Source organism: Labrenzia sp. ATLA3, from assembly GCF_057180185.1.
The window spans coordinates 447,648-467,656 of record NZ_JBXUKV010000001.1 but is presented as its reverse complement, the minus strand read 5'-3'; the positions used below and the strand labels follow the sequence as shown (position 1 = coordinate 467,656).

The window sequence follows — 20,009 nt, the reverse complement described above, 5'->3', positions numbered from 1 at the left end:
GCGCTGGGGGAACCTTGCCGGGCTCACGTCCGAGAAAATTCAGTAAGGCATCATGAACCAGCAGCCGCCCAAGAGCACTTTTTCCGCCTGTCCGCACGATTGCCCGTCGACCTGTGCGCTCGAAGTGCATTTCTATCCGCATGGCGACGTGCGCCGGCTGAATGGTGCCAAGGACAATGCCTACACAGCAGGCGTGATCTGCGCGAAGGTCGCCCGCTATCCCGAACGGCTCTATCATCCGGACCGCCTGCTGAAGCCGCTGCGGCGCACCGGCAAAAAAGGAGAGGGCCGGTTTGAGGAAATCTCCTGGGATGCGGCGCTTGACCTGATCGCCGAAAAGTTTCTGGCAGCTGAAGCTGAATTCGGCGCCGAAAGCGTCTGGCCATATCACTATGCCGGAACGATGGGCATGGTGCAGCGGGACAGTATTCATCGTCTGCGCCATTCCAAGGGCTATTCACGCCAGTTCGACAGTTTCTGCACCAACATGGCCTGGACGGGATACGTCGCCGGAACCGGCAAGCTGGCGGGTCCCGATCCACGTGAGATGGCGGTTTCCGGCCAGATCGTCATCTGGGGCACAAATCCGGTTGCGACCCAGGTCAATGTCATGACCCACGCCATAGCCGCCCGTAAGAAGCAGGGGGCACGCATCATTGTCGTAGACGTCTATGAGACCGAGACGATGAAGCAGGCGGACGTGGGCATCATCCTGAAACCCGGCACGGACGCTGCACTTGCCTGTGCCGTCATGCATGTACTCTTCCGCGATGGCTACGCTGATCGGGACTATCTGGAAACCTACACCGACTGCCCGGCCGAGCTGGAAGCGCATCTGAAGGCGAAGACACCGGAATGGGCGGCGAAGATTACAGGGCTGGAAGCCTCCCGTATCGAGGAGCTGGCGCGCCTGATCGGGACAGTCAGGAAGACGTATTTCCGGCTCGGCTATGGCTTCACCCGGTCTCGCAACGGGGCCGTCGGCATGCATGCCGCCAGTTCCATTGCCGCTGTCACCGGTTGCTGGAAGGAAGAAGGCGGTGGCGCCTTTCACAACAACGGTGCCATTTATCAGCTCAACAAGGAAATGATTGAAGCCGGCTCACTGAAGGACCCGACGGTTCGTACCCTTGATCAGAGCCTCGTCGGACGCATTCTGACCGGCGACGAGGCGGCGCTGCTCGGCGGTCCGCCTGTAAAGGCGATGCTCATCCAGAACACCAACCCTGGTTCCGTGGCACCGGAACAGGAACTGGTAAAGCAGGGCTTCGCCCGCGAGGACCTCTTCACCGTCGTCCACGAGCACTTCCTGACAGAAACGGCGCAGATGGCCGACATTGTGCTGCCGGCAACCCAGTTCCTGGAGCATGACGACCTTTATAAAGGCGGCGGTCACCAGTATCTGATGCTGGGTCCCAAAGCGGTGGAGCCGCCTGCGGGTCCAAGAGAAAACATATTTGTTATCAATGAGATTGCCAGGCGCGTTGACTCAAAATCTCACCCCGGTTTCGATATGAGCGCGCGCGATCATATCGACTGGCTGTTGCGCAATTCGAACTATGGAACGCTTGCGGACCTTGAGGCTGGAAAGTGGGTCGACCTGCAGCCCGATTTCGAAACGGCGCACTACCTCAAGGGGTTCGGCCATGCCGACGGCAAGTTCCACTTCAAGGCCGACTGGGGGCGTTCTTACTCGCCCAACAAGCCGGAAGACGGCACTGCTTTCGGCCCATGGCAGACGATGCCGGAGCTGCCGGACCAGTGGGACAGCATCGAACTTGCCGACGAGCAACATCCGTTCCGTCTTGTGACATCACCGGCGCGCTCGTTCCTGAATTCCACGTTCAACGAGACCGACAGCTCGAAAAAGAAAGAGGGCCGTCCGGAAATCTGGCTGCGTCCGGAAGAGGCAGAGCGCTTCGGCATTGAAGATGGCGCCAAGGTGAAGATGGGCAACCGGCGGGGTGTCGTAACACTGCATGCGCGGCATGTCGCGACCGTCGCACCGGGCACCGTAATTTCCGAAGGCATCTGGCCGAACGACGCCTTCGAGGATGGGCGCGGCATCAACACGCTCACCGGCGCCGACCCGGTGGCCCCTTATGGCGGCGCCGCCTTCCATGACACTGCTGTGTGGGTGAGGGCGGTTTGACGTGGCAGCCGGTTTGTTCGCAGATCGCGGCCCATCCCTCGAGACGCGAGCAAGCTCGCTCCTCAGGATGAGGCGGAAGTGCGTTCAGACGTAAGCAGAGCAATACATTCATCCTCATCCTGAGGAGGTGCGAAGCACCGTCTCGAAGGATGGGGCACTTGCTCCATAGCCTCTCGAATTCAGAAAGGAAAAGGCGGTGCATCGCTATCCGATGTCACCGCCTGCCTCGAAAAATTCAGATCCTTGCCCGGCTTGGGGCGTCCAGACGTCAGACCTGGTTTTCCGGGGATTGAGAATCGGGTGTGACCAGCCGGCCTTCTTGCGCCTTGTAGAAAAACTGACTGGAGACCAGCCATCCCTTGAGTGGTCTTAGCATTGGGATGCAGGTCACGAGGATCAGTGGCAAGGTCGTTACCAGATGCACCCAGTAGGGCGCGGTGAAGGCGATTTCGAGCCAGATCGCAAAGGCGACTGCCGGAATGCAGCCAAAGCAGATGACGAAAAACGCCGGTCCGTCCGCAGGGTCGGCAAAGCTGTAATCAAGTCCGCAGTGTTCGCATTTCGGCTTCAGCTTCAGGAACCCGTCGAAGATGGAACCTTCGCCGCAACGCGGGCAGCGGCCTTTGATGCCGGTCTGGATCGGCGGAATTTTCGGCCAGCTTTGTTCAGTTGTCATGGAACACCTTTTCCTGCGAGAGGTCTTCCGGGAAGCGCCGGAGACGTTGATCCAGTCAATTTTTAAATGATTGGAATTATTTGCAGTCAAAGATAGCGCAAATTGCCGCTATAGCAAGTCGCTCACCTGCGGCAGATTGGCCGGGGGGATACGCAGTCTTTCTGTTTTCGCTCAGAAGTATGTGGAGGTCCTATCCGGTGTTGAGGCCAGTGCCTGGGAGATGACCCTGAGCGCGCTGTCGATCTGCTTCCGGTCATGCGGCCCACCCAGGCAGAGCCGGACGGCTTCGTCTGCAGTGCCGTTGATCGTGAACGCATCGCTTTCGACAACACCGACCGGCTGGTTGCGCATCTGGCTGACAAAGGCCGCGCGAGACCAGCCATTCGGCAAGGTGAGCCACAGATGAAAGCCGTCCGGGTCGGCTTCGGTCTGCAGGCCTTTCAAGTGTCGTGCGGCCATGTCCTGCCGGGCTGTGCTTTCGTTGCGGATGTGCCGAAGTAACGCCTTAGCGGTGCCGTCCTCGAACCACTGAGTGGCGAGGGCTGTCGTGAGCGGCGAGACCATGACGCAGGAGGTGCGCTGCGAGCGGGCAAATTGCCAGGCCGCACTGCGGTCGGGAGCAAGGACGTGGGCCAGCCGGAGGCCAGCGCCGACGCTTTTCGAAAGAGAACCGATGTACCAGGTTATGTCCGGCGCGAGGGCGGCAATTGGTGGCATTTCCTTTCGGCTGAGCTGACCGTAGGGGTCGTCCTCCAGAATAGGCACGCCGTGGCGCTGTGCGACGGCCGCAAGGTCGCGGCGCCGCTGCTCTGAAAGGGTTCGGGTGGTCGGGTTGTGAAGCGTCGGATTGACATAAAGCGCTTTCAAACGTCCATCCCGACAGGCGTCCTCAAAGGCGGCGGGGTCAATACCTTCTTCATCGGTTGGCAGCCCTTGCAATTCCAGGCGGAGTTGACCGCAGATGGAGCGGATCCCTGGGTAGGTCACAGCTTCACAGGCGACCCTGTCGCCCGGCTCGCAGAGCGCTGCAAGGATATTGGCAAGGGCCGCCTGAGCGCCCGGGGCATACAGAATATCTTCCGGCGAAGGCTTCAGGCCGACGCCGGCAAGCCAGCGTGCAGCCGCCTGCCGGTCCGGGTCTTTTTCGGTAAAGGTCTGATACCGCAATAGCGGGATGAGGTCAGCTGACAGCGCAGCGACGCCTTCTCGCATGCGCGTGATCAGGTTCGGATCGCTGACTTCCGGCGCCAGGTTCATTGAAAAATCGGGTGGCGACTGACGTCTGATATCGCGTGCCGCAAGGCCGCTGCCCGGCAGTCCACGGCTCAGCAGACCGTCGGGATTGGTCACGAAAGTGCCGCTGCCGACCATGGAGGAAATCACACCGCGACGCCGCGCCTCGGTATAGCCGCGGGCAACGGTCGTGAAATCCAGCCCCAGCCGGGCCGCCAGCTGGCGTTGCGCGGGCAACCTGTCTCCCGGCGAAAGGCGTCCGGCGCGGATATCCGCTTCTATGGCGTCAGCGATTGCGGCGTAGCGCGGGGCATTGCTGGCAGAAAGATCCGGGCACCATTCGGTCATGAAGGATTGTCTTTCAAATTGACTGGATAATGACTGTATACAGAGCAGGCATCAAATTGTCATCAGTCATTCGCACCAGCTGTGGCCCCTGTGGGAGCACACATAGCAACGACGACCATCGAAGCACACGCCGCCGGAAAACTTCGGACGGTTCAGCGGGGACGCAAGAGGTCCCCTTGCGGATGTGTGTTCTGCGGGCAATGGACCACCAAAGTCTGATATGTCAGCCCTGGTCCAGCACTTCCACGGCCAGAACGGTTGGCAGGTGGCGGGCGATTTCCTGCCAGCTTTCGCCTTCGTCGAGGCTCGCGAAAACTGAGCCCGAGTTTGTGCCGAAATAAAGCCCGGCGGGATCCCGCACGTCGCCGCCCATCGCCTGACGCAGAACTGTGAAGAAACAGGCCTCTTGGGGCAGGCCGTTGCGTTTGTCGCGCCAGGTTCGGCCGCCGTCTTCGGATTTCCAGACAGCGGCAGATGCGCCCGGCGGAAACCGACCCTCGGTGTCGCCATTCAGCGGCAATGTCCAGAGAGTGTCCGGATCCCGTGGGTGCACACGGATCGGAAAACCGAAGGTGGAAGGCAGGCCGTCGGTGATATTATCCCAGTTGAGGCCACCGTCCGAGGAACGCCAGACCCCGTGGTGGTTCTGCTGATAAAGCAGATCGCCGCTGCCTGGGCCACGCATCATGTTGTGGACGCAATGGCCCGTTTCGCCGTCACGCGGGGCGGCAGGGTGGTCGTGTCCTTCACAGGCAGCGGCGTTTGACAGCCGATTGCGCCGCTCCCACGTGACGCCGCCATCCTCGCTCGCGAAAACGCCGGCAGCGGAAATGCCAATCCAGAGCTTGTTCGGATTGTCGGGGTCGGAAACGATTGTGTGCAGAACCAGGCCTGCCGCGCCCGGGTTCCAGCTGTCTGCCGACGGGTGATTGGCGAGACCGTCCAGATGCGTGAAGCTTTTTCCACCATCCCGGCTGGCGAGAAACCGCGCCGGCTTCGTGCCGGCGTAGAGCGTTCCATGAGCATAGACAAGCGACCAGACCTGCGAGAAGTCGTCGCCGAAAGGCAGCTCCTGCGGTGTCCAGTTGAGAAACCTGGCCGTTTCGGGATCATTGGCGGCCCACTCGTCAATCGTGCCCTTGGTCAGCCGCGTGACTTCCCAGGTCTTGCCGCCGTCGACCGAGCGCCAGACGCCCGCACCGGACCATTCACCGCCGCCGCCGGCCCAGATCGTGCCTGTGTCCGCATCGCCGACCATATGATTGATCGGCCAGCCGTCACAGAACGGACCATTGACCTTCCAGCCATCCCGGTTGTTTCCGCCCTCCAGCAGAAACGCCCCCTTTGTGGTCCCGACAAGTACTGTTACACCCGAAGTCATGGTTCACCTCCTCGAGAGAGAAATTGAGATTACCACGAGTTTGTTGGGGAGTGGATGGGGTGCTTTGCACCTTTTGCGGGTGTTTTCGGGGGTGGGGAACTGGTCCTCTTGTACTTGCAAAACTGGATCTCCCTGCGGCGTTTGTGACGCGCTAGACAGACGGAGCCTGTCGGTAGCACACTGTCGGCACCTGCAAGCCATGCCCTTTCCGGAGTTGACCATGCCTGAAGACCTGAGCCGCTGGACCGCGCGTCCCCGGCCGGAGCACAAGCCGATAGAAGGCCGTTACGTTTCCCTTGAGCCGCTTGATCCAGAGCGTCATACGTCGGGTCTTTTCAAGGCCTCCAACTTGCCGGACGGCGATCAGAAATTCCGTTGGCTGCCCGAATATCCGCCCGAAACCGAAGCCGGATTCCGTCCCTGGGTGGAAAAGGTTGCGGCCAGCAAGGACCCGCTATTCTTTGCCGTCATTGACAGGGAAACCGGCACAGTGGCGGGGCGGCAGACGCTCATGCGGATCGATGCGGCCAATGGCGTCATTGAAATCGGCAATATCTATTGGGGTCCACTGATCTCGCGCAGGCGTGGAGCGACGGAAGCGCTTTACCTCTTCATGAAATATGTCTTCGACGATCTCGGCTATCGCCGCTTCGAATGGAAGTGCAACAACGAGAATCTGCCGTCCAAACAAGCCGCCCTGCGGTTCGGCTTCACTGAGGAGGGTGTCTTCCGTCAACACCTCGTGGTCAAGGGGCTAAATCGCGACACTGCGTGGTTCTCCATCATCGACAAGGAATGGCCTGCGCTGAAACAGGGCTACGAGGCCTGGCTGGCACCGGAAAATTTCGGGCCGTCCGGAGAGCAGAAACGCAAGCTCGGCGAGTGTCTTGCGCAAGCGGCGGCAAGCCGTCAATCATGAGTGAACGGCGTTCGCCGGATTCGCTTCACGAGACCTATCAATGATTTCCAGACATATCGGCATCCTGCAGCCCGGACACGCTCCAGACGAACTGGCAGAGAAGCTGGGCGACTATGACGCCTGCTTCCGGCAGTTGTTGGCAGATCGCGGATTTTCCTTCACGACTTATGATGTCGAGGCGGGTCAATTTCCGGAGGGACCGAACGATGCGGACGCATGGCTCATTACCGGGTCCCGTCATGGGGCCTATGAAGACCATGGCTGGATTGCGCCGCTGGAAGATTTCATCCGTGCCATCCAGCAGAGTGAGCGCCCGCTGATCGGCGTGTGTTTCGGACATCAGATCATCGCACAGGCTCTTGGTGGCCGGGTGGAGCGGTCAGAGAGAGGCTTCACCGCTGGTCCGCAAACCTATCACGGGTTAGGCCACGAGAAGCTGGTGCTCAACGCATGGCATCAGGACCAGGTGACCGAGGTCCCGAACGGGTTGGAGGTTGTTGCAAGAAGTGCAGGCTGTCCGATAGCCGGACTTCATCTGCCCGGCCGAATTCTGACCTGCCAGCCGCATCCCGAAATCACTCCGCAGTATCTTGGGAAGATCGCCGAACTGCGCGGACACGTGCTGAACGAGGCACAGCGCGTCGATCTGCCGAAACGGATCGAGACCATGCCACTTGATACGGATAAGGCGGCCGATCTTTTCGCACGGTTTCTGAAGGGGGAGGATCTCGGCGCGCTGATGCCGACTGCCATTGAAGCGTGAACGCCGCTACGGAGCGCTGGAACCGGTTGTGATGCGGGAAATCGCATAGGTAGAATATAATTCAAATTAAAACAATAAATTGAAATCCCCTGGCTTGCCGGTGTTAAATGAAGTTGCGGATCAGCATTCGCACATCATTGCAAACACGGGCATTTTGAGGGGCATCATGCGCAAGACCATTTCCACTGTCGACCGGACCGCCATCAGCGGATATCCGACCTATTGTGACGGTTATGCTCGGCCAGGAAACCTCGGCAACGGCTATGTTTCGGTGGTCAAGGTGGCCACGGGAACTGTCGAGAAAACGGACGATTTTCTGCTGGACGGTATTGTCGCGTACGACAGGGCCGAGGCAAATGACGCCTATATCGGCCAGATCAACATGGAAACGGCGTCTTCCTTCTGTGGTATCGCCGGGAACGTCTGGGGTTATGACCTTGCCTACAACAGCGCGCTCGACACGCTGAAACCCATGTTTAGCGCCAAGCAATATGACGGGTCGGAGTTGCCGGTCTATGACGCCGGGCCGCTCATCGATGCCGGTATCGCCCTGTTCGGAACGGAGCCGCACCGGCGCTTTCCGCCGGCCCCCGGTGCGCATGTCATCTGCGCCAACAAGAGCACCACAAACTTTCGCCCGCGGGACCGGGAGCCTGATCCCGACAAGGGGGAGGCCTATGGGGTGTGGTGCTACATCGCGCTGTCAATCACCCGCGACCGCTATAACTCTGCGGATCTGTTTATCGAGGATGCCGGAACCTGGACCAAGAACGACAACGAGACCGAGTTGAAGGCGTTTCTGGAGGAGCACCAGAAATCCGTGGCGTGGAGCATCGTTGCCTGCGGCAAGGACCAGTCCGTGCTCTATGACCGCACTTTCATGGCCTATGCCTACGTCATCATGCAGCCCGGCTTTGTCGGTACGGCGCTCACTGTCGCGCCCTATGTCACGTTGGCCCAGCGGGCAGTTCCAGCCCCGGGCTTCAACACGCTTTACGACCTGACCTTGAACGACTGGGAGCAGGCTGTCGGCCTGACGTGAGCCGGTCCTGTCCACCGGTCGGACGCGCAAAGGTTTTGTCCGCGAATGAAAAAGGCAATCGGACGGACCCGTCCGATTGCCTTGCTTGTTTCGACTGAAATGGAAGTGCTGGTGCTGTCTCAGTGGCTCTTTGTGGCGGATTTGCCTCTGACGAGCCGCCAGAGCGGCACGATCACCTTGGTGGTGATCGGGATCAGCACCATGCCGAATGCCAGGCCGAAGATACCGTCCAGGGTCGCGGTGACCGCCCAGGTGACGAAGCCTTGAGCGACGTGGGCCGCGTGCGCAACGTTGTGCGCGATATCATGGATGGAATCGTAGATCAGGCCGAAGCCCAGAACTTCCGTGCCATGAAGCACGATGGACCCGCCGACCCAAAGCATGGCAGCGGTGCCGACGATCATCAGCAGTTTCATGAAGCCGGGCATGGCTTTCACGATGCCGTGCCCAATGGCGCGGGTTACCGACAGGCGGCCATAGCGCGTCAGCATCAGGCCGAAATCGTCCGCCTTCACCAGCAACGCGACCGAGCCGTAGACGACGGCGGTGATGCCGATGGCGACAATGGCCAGGGCTGCCGCTTCCAGCCAGAGGGTGCTCTCCGGAATTTCCGAAAGGGCGATCGTCATGATTTCGGCTGACAGAATGAAATCGGTCTTGATAGCCCCTGACACCCTTTGTTCTTCCAGATGCAGGGGGTCGGCGACAAAGTCTTCGGGTTGGTCGGCGTCGTGATGGTGCGGCTTGAAGAGGTGGTAGATCTTTTCGGCGCCCTCGAAACACAGATAGGCGCCCCCCAGCATCAACAGGGGCGTGATGGCACCGGGCAGAAACTCGTTGAGGGCAAGACCGGCAGGCAGCAGAAAAAGCAGCTTGTTCTTGATCGAGCCCTTTGCGATGCGCCAGACAATCGGAATTTCGCGCGCTGGCGAAAAACCGGCGACATATTTCGGGGTGACGGCTGCGTCGTCAATCACGGCCCCTGCCGCCTTCGCGCCTGCCTTGGCCGCCTGGCCGATCACGTCATCTGCGGACGCTGCTGCGATCTTCGCAATTGCGGCAACGTCATCGAGAAGGGCAAGCAATCCGCTCATGGCAGCTCCAAATCTGTGTCTCTCCGGAGGGGAACCTTACATGGTTTTGTAGTCGGCGCTGCCAGGTTTCAATTTATCCACAATGCTGATGTGGCAGGTGCGGCATGGGTGCGGGCACGCGGACGTCATCGCCCCGGTACCGGGGTTGAGGTCAGGTGTCGGTGGAGGGGGTGGTGAGGCGGCTTCACCGGGCGCGGACAGCGCCAGGGGGGCTTATGAGAGGAAGCCAAACCAGCTCAGTCTCCGCACGCGGTGGAAGGCGCTGCGTCTTACGTCGACGCCTTCGTGGAGCAGTTGGTGCCGAGTTCCTATTGGAGCTTGCTATTCTGGTATGACAAATGGCGTGAAAAACCCTTGCCTTGCAGTCGGAAGGGGTTGGTAGAAAAATATATTACTAATAATTTTGATATGTAAATATCAGAAAAATATAGTGAAAATTTAGAAAATTAATGAAAATGACGCAGCGGCGTTGACATTGGTTAATTCTCTCAGTAGGTATTTCTTGGTCCAACAAATAAGCTGGACCGATTGGGCGGGATGCATTTTCAGGAACAGGTGATGGACGCGGAAACGGGTGAGGCCTTGATGCGGACTGGGCAAGCGGGTGGCTCCGCAGTGGACGCCGTCGTGCAGCAGATCCGGGGCCTGATCGCGCGTTCCGGGTTGACGGTGGGGGACAGCCTGCCGACCGAGCGCGAACTATGCGCCCAGTTCAACGCCAGCCGGAACACTGTGCGCGAGGCGATGCGTATCCTGAAGGCCTACGGGCTCGTGGATGTGCGGCCGAAAATCGGCGCCACCATCATCGACAACCGCATGTCGCGCGCCTTCGAGCTGTTTTCCTTCAACACCATGGAGCTGTCCCGAAAGTCCTTCAGCGATGTGCAGGCACTGCGCGGTCTGTTGGAGGTCGGCTCAGCCGAAATACTGGTCGACAAGGTCAACCGGAACGATCTTAACGAGCTTAACGACATCAACGCAGAGCTGGCCGCCAACCACGACCTGAACGAGGCTTCAGAGATCGACTACGCCTTTCACGTTCGTCTGGTCTCGATCCTCGACAACGCTGCCATTCTGGATGTCTACGCGGTCATGAAGCCGGTGATCCTGCGGATCATGCAAAAGGGCAAGACGCGCAGAACCTTCATGACCGAAACCTTCAGCGAGCATCAGGGCGTTATCGACGCTCTCGCGGCGCGCGACAGGCTGGCCTTTCAGTACCGGTTGCGCACGCATCTGATGTTCGGCGCCCGCCACTTCAGTCAGGAGACGGAAGCAACGGTCTGACAGGCTGGCAAGGAAGCAGGGAACAAAAAGCGGTGGCTGGACGCGTCGACCAGCCAAGAGGAGCCGCAGCTTGACGCAAGTACGGGAGGAAGTGCGATGATTAAGAAACTGAAAGTGACGACTGCGCTGGCAATGGCACTGCCGGCGTTTGTTCTGTCCTCGGCCATGGCCCTTGCCGGGCCGGCTGAAGTGTCCGGACCCGGTGTGAACCCTGAGTGTTTCGCACCTTGGTCGGCAGACACCAAATTCCTGCAATGGGACGCAAAACCCGGGCCGTACAGGGTTGCCGTCGTCAACGGCTTTGTCGGCAACACCTGGCGCATTCAGATGATCAAGACCGCAAAGGCCTTTGCAGAAGATCCCTCGCTGAAGGAAAAGATCTCGGACTTCAAGGTCGTCTCGACAGGCACGGATGCGCCGGCCCAACTGGGCGCCATCGAGGATTTCATCAACCAGGGTTACGATGCCATCGTCACCATTGCCGTATCGCCCGATGGATTTGACCGGGTCATCCGTCTGGCCGACAAGAGCAACGTCGTCATCGTTCCGTTCGACAACGTGCTCGACACCGACAAGGTGATGCAGGTCAACGAGGACCAGCTGAAGATGGGCCGCATGTGGGCGGAGTTCGCTGTCAACGAACTGAAGAAAAAGGGTGTCACTTCCGGCAAGATCCTTGAGGTGCGCGGGCTGCCGGGCAACTCTGTGGATCGTGACCGTTCCATTGGCATCAACGAGGTTCTGGATGCGTCGGGCGGCGACTGGGAAGTCGTGCAGGTCGTCGGCAACTGGGATGATGGCACCACCCAGAAAGTGGTTGCCGATGCGATTGCGGTTCACGGTGAGTTTGTCGCCGTTGTCGGACAGGGGGGCTCCAATGGCGTCGTTCAGGCGCTCAAGGATGCAAATCACCCATGGGTTCCGGTGGCCGGGGAATCGGAAAACGGCTTCCGCAAGGCGATTGCCGAATATTCCGAGGACGGCCTGAAGGGCATTTCCATCGGTCAGTCACCGGGTCTCGTCGCCATAGCAATGAAGGCGGCGGTTTCCGCGCTGGAAGGCAATGTCATGCCGCAGCTCATTTCCGTGCCGCTGCCGGTCGCGACATACGACCAGCTGGAAGACGGCAAGAACTACTGGTCTGACCTTCCGGACAATTTCTTCACGGTCAACGAGTTCCCGCCCTGCGGCGTCAACATTTCCGGTCCGGAAATCATGTCGCAAACCGAAGAAGACGTGAAGTAACCCTGAGCAGCCAACAGAAACGGTCCCGGGTACGCCCCGGGACCGTTTCGCAAACCATGGACCGGGCCTTGAAGCCCGGCGAACGCACGCGCATGACTGAAGCCATTGTTGAATATCAGGGCATTTCCAAATACTTCGCCGGCATCCGGGCGCTGGAAGGCGTCGATTTCAAATGCCGCTCCGGTTCCGTCCACGCGATCCTGGGCGAAAACGGCGCCGGCAAATCCACACTCATCAAGATCATGGCCGGCGTGCTGCAGCCCGATGCAGGTTCGGTTCTGATGGAGGGCAAAGAAGTTTGCTTTGCAGGGCCGCAGGCCGCGGTCGATGCAGGGATCGTCTGCATGTTCCAGGAACTGTCGCTTATTCCGGATCTTTCGGTCGCGGACAATATTTCCATTTCCAGCCCGCCGCGCCGCTTCGGCTTGATTGACCGGCGGGCGCAGGTCAGGCGCGCCGAAGAGTTGCTTGCCCGCGTTAGATGCGAGGATGTCGATCCGAATGCGCTGGTGCGCGAATTGTCTCTGTCCCGACGGCAGATGGTCGAGATTGCCAAGGCGCTCGGGCGGAACCCCAAGGTGCTTATTCTCGATGAAGCGACATCAGCGCTGACGGCACGCGATGTGCGCACCGTTTATGATCTTCTGGCCGAATTGAAGGACGCCGGGGTTGCGAGCCTGTTCATTTCCCACCGGATGCATGAAGTCGAGGCCCTGTGCGACACGCTATCAGTGTTTCGAAACGGCCAGCACATCGAGACCTTCCAGAAAGGCGCGAAGTCCGAACGGGAGATCGTGCGCCTGATGATCGGCCGCGATGTTGATGCCCAGTTTCCGCCGAAACCGGACCGGGCGGGGGATGCGGCGATGGCGGAACCGATCCTGGAGGTAAAGGATCTGAAATGGGGGAACCGGCTCAACGGCATAGACCTTTCCCTGAGGCGCGGCGAAATCGTCGGGCTTGGCGGACTGGACGGGCAAGGTCAGAAGGAACTGCTGTTAGCTCTTTTCGGTGTGCTGAAGGATGTCGCGGGCGACGTGCGTGTCGGTGATCGAAAGGGACTGCCGACATCTCCAGCCACGGCGAAAAACGCTGCGACGCGCATGGCTCTGGTTCCCGAAGACCGCAAGACAGAGGGGCTTATGCTCGACATGTCGATAGCCGACAATCTGCTTGCCTCCAGCTTCAGGAGAATTTCCAGAGGGCCGTTCATCGATCCAGGCAGGGCAGCGGCCGAGATCGGCAAAGGCATCGCGAAACTGCAGATCAAGATCGGCTCTGCCGATGACCCGGTCATGACCCTGTCAGGCGGCAATCAGCAGAAAGTGGTGCTTGCCAAGTGGCTGATGATCGACCCCGACATCATTCTGCTGAATGACCCGACCCGGGGCATCGATGTCGGCACCAAGCAGGAGATCTACCGGCTCATGCGTGAGCTTGCGAATGAGGGCAAGGCCATTCTGTTTTATTCTTCCGACTATGCGGAGTTGATCGGCTGTTGCGATCGGGTCTCCGTCCTTTATGGCGGCCGGGTCGTCAGCGAGCAGTCAGGTGATGGGATAACCGAGGAAAGCCTTGTTGCGGCCTCTCTCAACATCGATGTCGAGGCAGCATGAAAAGGAGTTCGACACGGTCCTCTTCCCTGACACGCTGGTTGTCTCAGAACACCGGATTTGCGGCCGCCCTATTATTGTTCGCGGCCCTTTTCCTGACCTACAACGTAATGCATCCGCGAGGTTTCTCTTCGGCGGTGGCCATTCAGAACGCCAACGAGACTGTCGCGATCGCTTTTGTTGCCATGGCCCAGACCCTGCCGGTGCTCATTGGTGGTCTCGATCTGTCTGTCGGCGCTGTGATGACACTCGCCAATTGTGTGGCCTCGGAGCTGTTGACAGGCTCGCCGCTGCAAATTGTGCTGGGGGCGGTTCTGACGCTGCTCACCGGGGCCCTGTTCGGTTTCATGAATGGCTGCATTGTTGTCTACGGCCGCATTCAGCCGATCATCGCGACCCTGGCGACCGGGGCAGTCGCAATCGGACTGGCTCTGCTCATCCGGCCGAAACCGGGCGGCAATGTCGATGATGATCTCAGCTGGGCGCTGACCAACTCCGTCTGGGATCTTGCCGATACCTATGGCTTTGCGGGTGGGGGAGAAGCCTGGTGGCTGCGGCCCTTTGCCGATATCCCGGTGCCTTTCCTTCTGGTCGTATTCATTGCGGTCATCGTGTGGGTGCCATTCCGCCGCTCTGTCACGGGGCGGACCGTGTACGCCATCGGCTCGGCGGAAGGTGCTGCCTATATGTCCGGACTGCCCATTCAGCGGGCGAAGATTACCGCCTTCACCCTTGCAGGGTTTCTGGCGGCCTGCGGCGGCCTTTACCTTGCCATCCAGACCTCATCGGGCAATGCGGACGTGCAGCAGGCGGGGGCCTATACGCTGAACTCCATCGCGGCGGTGGTGCTTGGCGGCACATCGCTGCTTGGCGGAACGGGCGGGGCCATTGCCAGCCTGGTCGGCGCAATGATCCTCAGGGTCATTTCCTTCTACTTCCGCATTCTCGATATCGACCCGCTGCTCCAGCCGTTGATCGAGGGGCTCGTGTTGCTGACGGCCGTTTCCTTCGGGGCGTTTCGCACCTTGCGGGTCAAAAACCAGCTCGACTTGTTCAGGTAGCCAGGCATGCAGATTTCCCTTTCCAAAGAAAACCGGCCGATTGTCATTGCGTCCCTGTTCGTGGGCGTCATCCTGATTGCCGGCACTGCCTACACACTGTCGACGACAGGGACGGCGCCCCTGCTGTCCGTCAACTATCTGCTGCAACAGCTGCAGACGGGCTCGTTTCTGGGGATTTGCGCGGCGGGAATGATGATGGTCATATTGCTGGGCCATATCGATCTGTCCATTCCCTGGACCTTGACGGCAGCGGCCATGACGGCGACGGCAGTTGGTGGGGACCTCGCCATTCCGACGGCCCTTGGCGTCGGCGTTTGCGTCGGCCTTCTCAACGGTATCGGTGTCGCCTGGCTCCGCATTCCCTCGATGATCTTCACCCTTGGTGTCGACACCGTGCTACGCGGATTGATGGTCGCCCAGACGGGTGGCTTCGCACCGCAAGACAGGGCAACGCCGGTCATGCTGTTCCTTGCCAAGGACAGGATCTTCGGCGTTCCGGCCGCCATTCTGGTCTGGGCAGCGGTCTCTATCGTGATCGCTACCCTGTTGACCCGGACAGGCTTCGGCAGGTCTCTCTATGCCACCGGGTCACGTGAGGGGGCGGCGTATTTGTCGGGCATCCGCACGCGTTGGGTCATCGTTGGAGCCTTTGTCACATCCGGTGTGTGCGCCGCCATCGCCGGGGTGCTTCTGACCGGATATTCCGCCAAGGCCTACCAGGGCATGGGCAACGCGTTCCTGCTGCCGGCGATTGCCGCGGTCGTTCTCGGCGGCACGCATATTCTCGGGGGCAAGGGCAGATATGTCGGTACGCTTGTCGGCGTGATCCTGATCGTGCTTCTCAATTCCGTTCTGTCGATCATGCAGATGCCGGAAGCCGGCCGGCAGATCATATATGGCGCGGTGATCATCGGCATGCTGTTGGTCTATGGGCGCAATCAACGCGTCACGTCCTGAAGACAGCCCGGTTGGCTGCCTCCCATTAGTCTTTGCGAAATAGAGGAATTGTTCTTTACGGCCAGGCCGCCTCAGGCGAGGGCGGCCAGCGAAGGCACTTCTACTTGAAGCGAGGCGGAAAGCGGCGAAGGCGCGCTTCTCCTCTTCGGCACCGGGCTCGGCACGGCGGACAGGAGGCGGCGCGTATAGGGATGCTCCGGGCTCTTCAGAATTCGGTCCGTCGGCCCGGTTTCGACAATCTCGCCCTTATACATCACCGCGATGCGGTGACTGACCCGTTCGACCACGCCGATATCATGTGAGATGAACAGGAACGACAGGCCTTCCGTGCGTTGCAATTCCAGCATGAGATCGGTGATCTGCCGGGCGATGGAAACATCCAGCGCGGAAACCGCTTCGTCCGCGATGATGAGTTTCGGCTCCACAGACAGCGCACGGGCAATGCACAGGCGCTGGCGTTGACCGCCGGAGAACTGGTGCGCAAAGCGATTGATGGCGTCGCGCTCCAGCCCAACGCGTTCGACCAGATCCGCTGCGAGTTCCTTCTGGTCCTTGTGTGAAACGAGCCCGTGGATCCGGGCCGGTTCCGTGATCAGCTCATGAACCGGAAGCCGCGGATTGAGGCTTGCATAGGGGTCCTGAAACACCATCTGCATGTCTTTCCGCGTTTCGCGGAGCGCCTGTTTGGAGGAGCTGTTCAGGACCTTGCCGTCAAGACGGACAGATCCGCTTTCAGGCTCGATCAGATGCAGGATGGAGCGCGCCAGGGTCGACTTGCCGCAACCGGATTCGCCCACAAGGCCAAGTGTTTCGCCGCGGGCAACCTTGAGCGACACACGGTTCACGGCCAGAACGCCACTGGAGTTCCTTGAAAAGAGGCCGGATTTTCCGGCAAAGCGCGTCGACAGATGCTCAACCTCCAACACTGTTTCAGTCCCGGCCCGTCGCGTACTGCTGCCTGAGCCTGGTTTCGGCGTTGCTGCCATCAGCGCCTTGGTATAGGCGGCCTTCGGCCGTTCGAACAGATCGTGTACGCTCGCTTCTTCCATCATTTCGCCGTTGCGAAGGACGACCACCCGATCTGCGATTTCGGCAACAACGCCCATGTCGTGCGTGATGAACAGAACGCCCATGCCGATCTCGGCCTGCAGGTTCCGGATCAGTGTCAGGATCTCCGCCTGGGTGGTGACATCAAGAGCCGTTGTCGGTTCATCGCAGATCAAAAGTTTTGGCCGGCAGGCGAGGGCCATCGCGATCATCACCCGCTGACGCAGGCCGCCGGAAAGTTCGTGCGGATACTGGTGCAGCCGCCTTGCCGGGTCCGGAATGCGAACCTGGTCAAGCGCTTCTTCCGCAGCCTTCATGGCCTTGCGTCTGTCATATTTACTGTGACGGATGAAAACCTCACCAACCTGGTCTCCAATTTTCAGCACCGGATTGAGAGAGGTCATCGGTTCCTGGAACACCATGGAAATGGCATTGCCGCGCAAAGCAGTCAGTTGCGCATCCGACAGGTTTCGCAGGTCGAGGGACCTGCCGCCGTCGGTCAACACGATCCGGCCACCGCCAATTGTCCCGCCTTCACGTTCGATCAAGCGCAGGATCGAGAGCGCCGTAGCCGATTTGCCGGAACCGGACTCTCCAACCAGTGCAAGCGTTTCCCGCGCATGAATGGCAAAGGAAATCCCTTTGACCGCTTCATGGGCGCCGAAAGAAATCTTGAGGTCCTGAACGTCCAGTACCGGCAGGGTCATTTGAGGTCTCCACGGCGTCTTGCGGCAAATTCCGGGTGCTGGGTGAAATCCGGAAGTGGCGGTGTCCAGCGGTCGGCATGTGGCTTGAAAGAATGGGCAATCGGGTCGAGACCCTGCACTTGCCAGGAAACGGTTTCGCCCAGTTCAATCAGTCCGAAGGCACCGGCAGGTTCGCCCTTGGTGGTGAAGCTTTCGGTGAGGGACTGCTGGGTCAGGTGGGTAATGCCGTCAACCGTGGTGATGGTGTTCCAGTGAACGTGGCCAGACAGGCAGACCACCGGATGGCGGGATTGAGCCAGTGCGGCGCGGGCGCGCTCGGCCATTGGGTAGGTCGATGCCGACGGATTGCGTTCGAAGTAGTAGTTGCCGATCTGGCCATGACCGGACACAGGCACGTGGCTGACAACCAGCAGCGGCCTGTCCGTGTTTTGGGCAACGCGCGACAGCCACAAAAGATCGGCTTCATGCAGAATGAAACCGGAATGGTCTGGCGTACGATGGATCTTGCTGTCCGCACGCCACAGGGCAATTCTCCAGTGCCCCGCGTCGATGGTCGTATTGGCAAGGGACTGACCGAGAATTTCCTCGTTGTCCGAAACCTCCAGATGATCGCGGTCGTGATTGCCGTTGATGTGGTGGATCGGAGCGTTGATTGCCTTGAAGGCGTCGGCGACCTCGCGCTCCAGCCGAAGGTCCGTGTCTCGGTCGATATCCGAAATACGGTCGCCCAGATCGATGACGAAATCTGGCGCAGCATCATTGGCGAAACGGGCAAACTCGGCCATCAGGTCGAGGGCGGTGTCACCGCGCTTGGTTGCGGAAGGTTTGCCGTGGTGGATGTCGGCGACGACTGCGATACGTACGGACACGTTGATTTTCCTGAATTGATCTTAGGTTCGGGAGAGCGCCGCCGGGGAACCGGCGGCGCTTTGTTGCTTAGTTGAAGGAGATCGAACCGGCGCGGAAGTCGAGCACGTAGGGAATGTGACCCGGCTTGGGTGCCCAGTTGACGTTGGTCTTCATCGCCCAGCTTTCATAGGGACGATACAGCGGCAGCACCGGCGGGTCCTGCTTGATGCGTTCCATCAGCTCGGCATAGGCTGCGCGGCGCAACTCGATATCGCCGGAATAGCGGAACTGCTCCCAGCTCTTGGCGTAGTCTTCATCGGTGTTGAACCGGCCTTCGGATTCAGACGGTCCGTTCGGAGCCCACATGACGCCGAAGCAGCCGAAAGGATCGGCAAAATACATCGGGTTGGACCAGTTACGGGTCATCATGTCCGGCGAGTTGCCGCTCCATTTGTCCTGGACGTTGACCTTGCCGTTGATGCCGACTTCCGCCCACATCTCCATGATCGCCTGGGCAGCCAGAAGACCGTTCGTGTAGTAACCTGGTGCCGTGTCGTAGGTGATCTCGAAACCGTCGTAGCCTGCTTCCTTGAGCAGTTCCTTGGCTTTCTCCGGGTTGTATTCGAAGGTGGTCAGCTCCGGCTGATACAATTCGCCGAATTCCTTCAGCGTATGCGTGGAAGGAACCACGGCCTTGCCGCCCCACAGGGCTTCATTGAGCGTGTCGCGATCGATGGCAAGCGACAGGGCCTGGCGGATGCGGGCATCCTTCAGTTTCGGATGGTTCACATTCATGATCATGACGTGAAAGAGAGCCGTGGCGCTGCCGACAGCTTTCATGTCCGGATCGTTCTCAATGAGCTGGAGCTGGTCCGGTGCGATGTTGGTGACGATGTCGGCTTCACCGGTCTTCAACGCCGTGATGCGTGAAGCGGTTTCCGGCATATGCTTGACGGTAACCTTGTCGAGCGGCGCCTTTTCGCCCCAGAAATCGTCGAAACGTTCCCAGACAACGGTCTGGCCCGGAACGAATTCGGCAACCTTGTAGGGGCCTGTGCCGACAGGCTTCAGCGAAAACGCTTCAAAGTCGTCATGCTCAAGCTTGTCCGGGTCGCCCGCAAGGCTCTTGGTATAGTCTTCCGGAATGATCATGACCTGCTGCAGGTTCAGCAGCGTTTCCCAAAGCGGCTCCGGACGTTTTGCATGGATGCGGACGGTATGGTCATCGACCTTTTCCGCCTTTTCGAAGTTTTCCAGACGGTCGCGTGCACGCACCTGATAGGGCGGGAAATCGGCCTGGTACATCCGGTTCAGCGAGAAAACAACGTCGTCGGCGGTCATGTCAGCGCCATTGTGGAACTTCACGCCTTCCCGCAGCTTCAGTTCCATGATCGTCGGTTCGATCAGCTTCCATTCGGTCGCAAGGCCTGGCTGCCATTCGGTTTCGGTGGTGTCGTGGTTCTTGGCGATCAGCGTATCGAAGGCGTTGTAGTAGAACTGCGAACCGACATTCGAATGGTCGCGGCCCGGATCGAGATAGCTGGACACGTTGGCGGCGCCAACAGTGAGTTCGGTTGCAAAGGCGCTTGTTGCCATAAGCGATGCAAGAGCGGTGGTTGCCAGTAGTTTGGTCAT

The 20,009-nt window shown here is 59.6% G+C and carries 16 protein-coding genes; 9 read left to right on the top strand and 7 right to left on the bottom strand.

What is annotated here, in order from left to right; translation table 11 throughout:
- Positions 1 to 52 precede the first annotated feature (52 nt).
- Positions 53 to 2,152: a molybdopterin-containing oxidoreductase family protein gene (locus AC2A6O_RS02055; RefSeq protein WP_498925534.1), complete on the top strand. Its 2,100-nt coding sequence runs from the start codon at positions 53 to 55 to the stop codon at positions 2,150 to 2,152.
- Positions 2,153 to 2,420: 268 nt separating this feature from the next.
- Here AC2A6O_RS02055 and AC2A6O_RS02050 read toward each other — a convergent pair whose 3' ends face one another.
- The 3 genes from AC2A6O_RS02050 to AC2A6O_RS02040 form a co-directional block, all read right to left on the bottom strand.
- Complete coding sequence (locus AC2A6O_RS02050; protein WP_148584181.1) at positions 2,421 to 2,828, bottom strand: DUF983 domain-containing protein; 408 nt, start codon at positions 2,826 to 2,828, stop codon at positions 2,421 to 2,423.
- Between the two features lie 171 nt (positions 2,829 to 2,999).
- Entirely contained in the window at positions 3,000 to 4,409 is a 1,410-nt protein-coding gene (locus tag AC2A6O_RS02045; RefSeq protein WP_498925533.1) for an aminotransferase-like domain-containing protein, read from the bottom strand.
- Between the two features lie 223 nt (positions 4,410 to 4,632).
- The gene (locus tag AC2A6O_RS02040; protein ID WP_498925532.1) at positions 4,633 to 5,790 is read right to left on the bottom strand and encodes a WD40/YVTN/BNR-like repeat-containing protein; all 1,158 of its coding nucleotides are present in this window, start codon (positions 5,788 to 5,790) and stop codon (positions 4,633 to 4,635) included.
- Positions 5,791 to 6,010: 220 nt separating this feature from the next.
- Here AC2A6O_RS02040 and AC2A6O_RS02035 point away from each other — a divergent pair, with 220 nt between their 5' ends.
- The 3 genes from AC2A6O_RS02035 to hdcA all read left to right on the top strand — a co-directional run bounded on the left by AC2A6O_RS02035 (position 6,011) and on the right by hdcA (position 8,514).
- On the top strand, positions 6,011 to 6,709 hold the full coding sequence (locus AC2A6O_RS02035) for a GNAT family N-acetyltransferase (RefSeq protein ID WP_498925531.1): 699 nt from the start codon (positions 6,011 to 6,013) through the stop codon (positions 6,707 to 6,709).
- Between the two features lie 40 nt (positions 6,710 to 6,749).
- Positions 6,750 to 7,472, top strand: coding sequence for a type 1 glutamine amidotransferase (locus tag AC2A6O_RS02030; protein WP_498925530.1), 723 nt, complete (start codon positions 6,750 to 6,752; stop codon positions 7,470 to 7,472).
- A 166-nt stretch (positions 7,473 to 7,638) separates the two neighbouring features.
- Entirely contained in the window at positions 7,639 to 8,514 is an 876-nt protein-coding gene (gene hdcA / locus AC2A6O_RS02025; protein WP_498925529.1) for a histidine decarboxylase, pyruvoyl type, read from the top strand.
- Between the two features lie 119 nt (positions 8,515 to 8,633).
- Here the strand turns inward: hdcA and AC2A6O_RS02020 are convergent, their stop codons facing one another.
- Positions 8,634 to 9,608, bottom strand: a complete 975-nt coding sequence (locus AC2A6O_RS02020) for a DUF808 domain-containing protein (RefSeq protein WP_498925528.1) — start codon at positions 9,606 to 9,608, stop codon at positions 8,634 to 8,636.
- 558 nt (positions 9,609 to 10,166) lie between these two features.
- On the opposite strand from AC2A6O_RS02020, the gene AC2A6O_RS02015 reads away from it, so the two are divergent.
- The 5 genes from AC2A6O_RS02015 to AC2A6O_RS01995 all read left to right on the top strand — a co-directional run bounded on the left by AC2A6O_RS02015 (position 10,167) and on the right by AC2A6O_RS01995 (position 15,771).
- Positions 10,167 to 10,895 carry a FadR/GntR family transcriptional regulator gene (locus AC2A6O_RS02015; protein ID WP_498925527.1) on the top strand — a complete coding sequence of 243 codons (729 nt, stop codon included), beginning with the start codon at positions 10,167 to 10,169 and terminating at the stop codon, positions 10,893 to 10,895.
- A 96-nt stretch (positions 10,896 to 10,991) separates the two neighbouring features.
- Positions 10,992 to 12,140: a sugar ABC transporter substrate-binding protein gene (locus AC2A6O_RS02010; protein WP_498925526.1), complete on the top strand. Its 1,149-nt coding sequence runs from the start codon at positions 10,992 to 10,994 to the stop codon at positions 12,138 to 12,140.
- A gap of 92 nt (positions 12,141 to 12,232) precedes the next feature.
- Entirely contained in the window at positions 12,233 to 13,756 is a 1,524-nt protein-coding gene (locus AC2A6O_RS02005) for a sugar ABC transporter ATP-binding protein (RefSeq protein ID WP_498925525.1), read from the top strand.
- Positions 13,753 to 14,814, top strand: coding sequence for an ABC transporter permease (locus AC2A6O_RS02000; protein ID WP_498925524.1), 1,062 nt, complete (start codon positions 13,753 to 13,755; stop codon positions 14,812 to 14,814). The genes AC2A6O_RS02005 and AC2A6O_RS02000 overlap by 4 nt, the downstream gene beginning before the upstream one ends.
- A 6-nt stretch (positions 14,815 to 14,820) precedes the next feature.
- Positions 14,821 to 15,771 (top strand): ABC transporter permease, encoded by a 951-nt coding sequence (locus tag AC2A6O_RS01995; RefSeq protein WP_498925523.1) that lies wholly within the window; start codon positions 14,821 to 14,823, stop codon positions 15,769 to 15,771.
- A 71-nt stretch (positions 15,772 to 15,842) separates the two neighbouring features.
- Here AC2A6O_RS01995 and AC2A6O_RS01990 read toward each other — a convergent pair whose 3' ends face one another.
- The 3 genes from AC2A6O_RS01990 to AC2A6O_RS01980 all read right to left on the bottom strand — a co-directional run bounded on the left by AC2A6O_RS01990 (position 15,843) and on the right by AC2A6O_RS01980 (position 20,009).
- The gene (locus tag AC2A6O_RS01990; protein WP_498925522.1) at positions 15,843 to 17,525 is read right to left on the bottom strand and encodes an ABC transporter ATP-binding protein; all 1,683 of its coding nucleotides are present in this window, start codon (positions 17,523 to 17,525) and stop codon (positions 15,843 to 15,845) included.
- Positions 17,522 to 18,394 (bottom strand): metallophosphoesterase family protein, encoded by an 873-nt coding sequence (locus tag AC2A6O_RS01985; RefSeq protein WP_498925521.1) that lies wholly within the window; start codon positions 18,392 to 18,394, stop codon positions 17,522 to 17,524. Before AC2A6O_RS01985 ends, AC2A6O_RS01990 begins: the two co-directional genes overlap by 4 nt.
- 67 nt (positions 18,395 to 18,461) lie before the next feature.
- Positions 18,462 to 20,009, bottom strand: coding sequence for an ABC transporter substrate-binding protein (locus tag AC2A6O_RS01980; RefSeq protein WP_498925520.1), 1,548 nt, complete (start codon positions 20,007 to 20,009; stop codon positions 18,462 to 18,464).

Coding starts and splice junctions, on each gene's coding strand:
- AC2A6O_RS02040 (WP_498925532.1), bottom strand. CDS start 5,790: ATGACTTCGGGTGTAACAGTACTTGTCGGGACCACAAAGGGGGCGTTT.
- AC2A6O_RS02015 (WP_498925527.1), top strand. CDS start 10,167: ATGGACGCGGAAACGGGTGAGGCCTTGATGCGGACTGGGCAAGCGGGT.
- AC2A6O_RS02050 (WP_148584181.1), bottom strand. CDS start 2,828: ATGACAACTGAACAAAGCTGGCCGAAAATTCCGCCGATCCAGACCGGC.
- AC2A6O_RS02030 (WP_498925530.1), top strand. CDS start 6,750: ATGATTTCCAGACATATCGGCATCCTGCAGCCCGGACACGCTCCAGAC.
- AC2A6O_RS02035 (WP_498925531.1), top strand. CDS start 6,011: ATGCCTGAAGACCTGAGCCGCTGGACCGCGCGTCCCCGGCCGGAGCAC.
- AC2A6O_RS02005 (WP_498925525.1), top strand. CDS start 12,233: ATGACTGAAGCCATTGTTGAATATCAGGGCATTTCCAAATACTTCGCC.
- AC2A6O_RS02000 (WP_498925524.1), top strand. CDS start 13,753: ATGAAAAGGAGTTCGACACGGTCCTCTTCCCTGACACGCTGGTTGTCT.
- AC2A6O_RS02045 (WP_498925533.1), bottom strand. CDS start 4,409: ATGACCGAATGGTGCCCGGATCTTTCTGCCAGCAATGCCCCGCGCTAC.
- AC2A6O_RS01980 (WP_498925520.1), bottom strand. CDS start 20,009: ATGACCAAACTACTGGCAACCACCGCTCTTGCATCGCTTATGGCAACA.
- AC2A6O_RS01995 (WP_498925523.1), top strand. CDS start 14,821: ATGCAGATTTCCCTTTCCAAAGAAAACCGGCCGATTGTCATTGCGTCC.
- hdcA (WP_498925529.1), top strand. CDS start 7,639: ATGCGCAAGACCATTTCCACTGTCGACCGGACCGCCATCAGCGGATAT.
- AC2A6O_RS02055 (WP_498925534.1), top strand. CDS start 53: ATGAACCAGCAGCCGCCCAAGAGCACTTTTTCCGCCTGTCCGCACGAT.
- AC2A6O_RS01990 (WP_498925522.1), bottom strand. CDS start 17,525: ATGACCCTGCCGGTACTGGACGTTCAGGACCTCAAGATTTCTTTCGGC.
- AC2A6O_RS02010 (WP_498925526.1), top strand. CDS start 10,992: ATGATTAAGAAACTGAAAGTGACGACTGCGCTGGCAATGGCACTGCCG.
- AC2A6O_RS02020 (WP_498925528.1), bottom strand. CDS start 9,608: ATGAGCGGATTGCTTGCCCTTCTCGATGACGTTGCCGCAATTGCGAAG.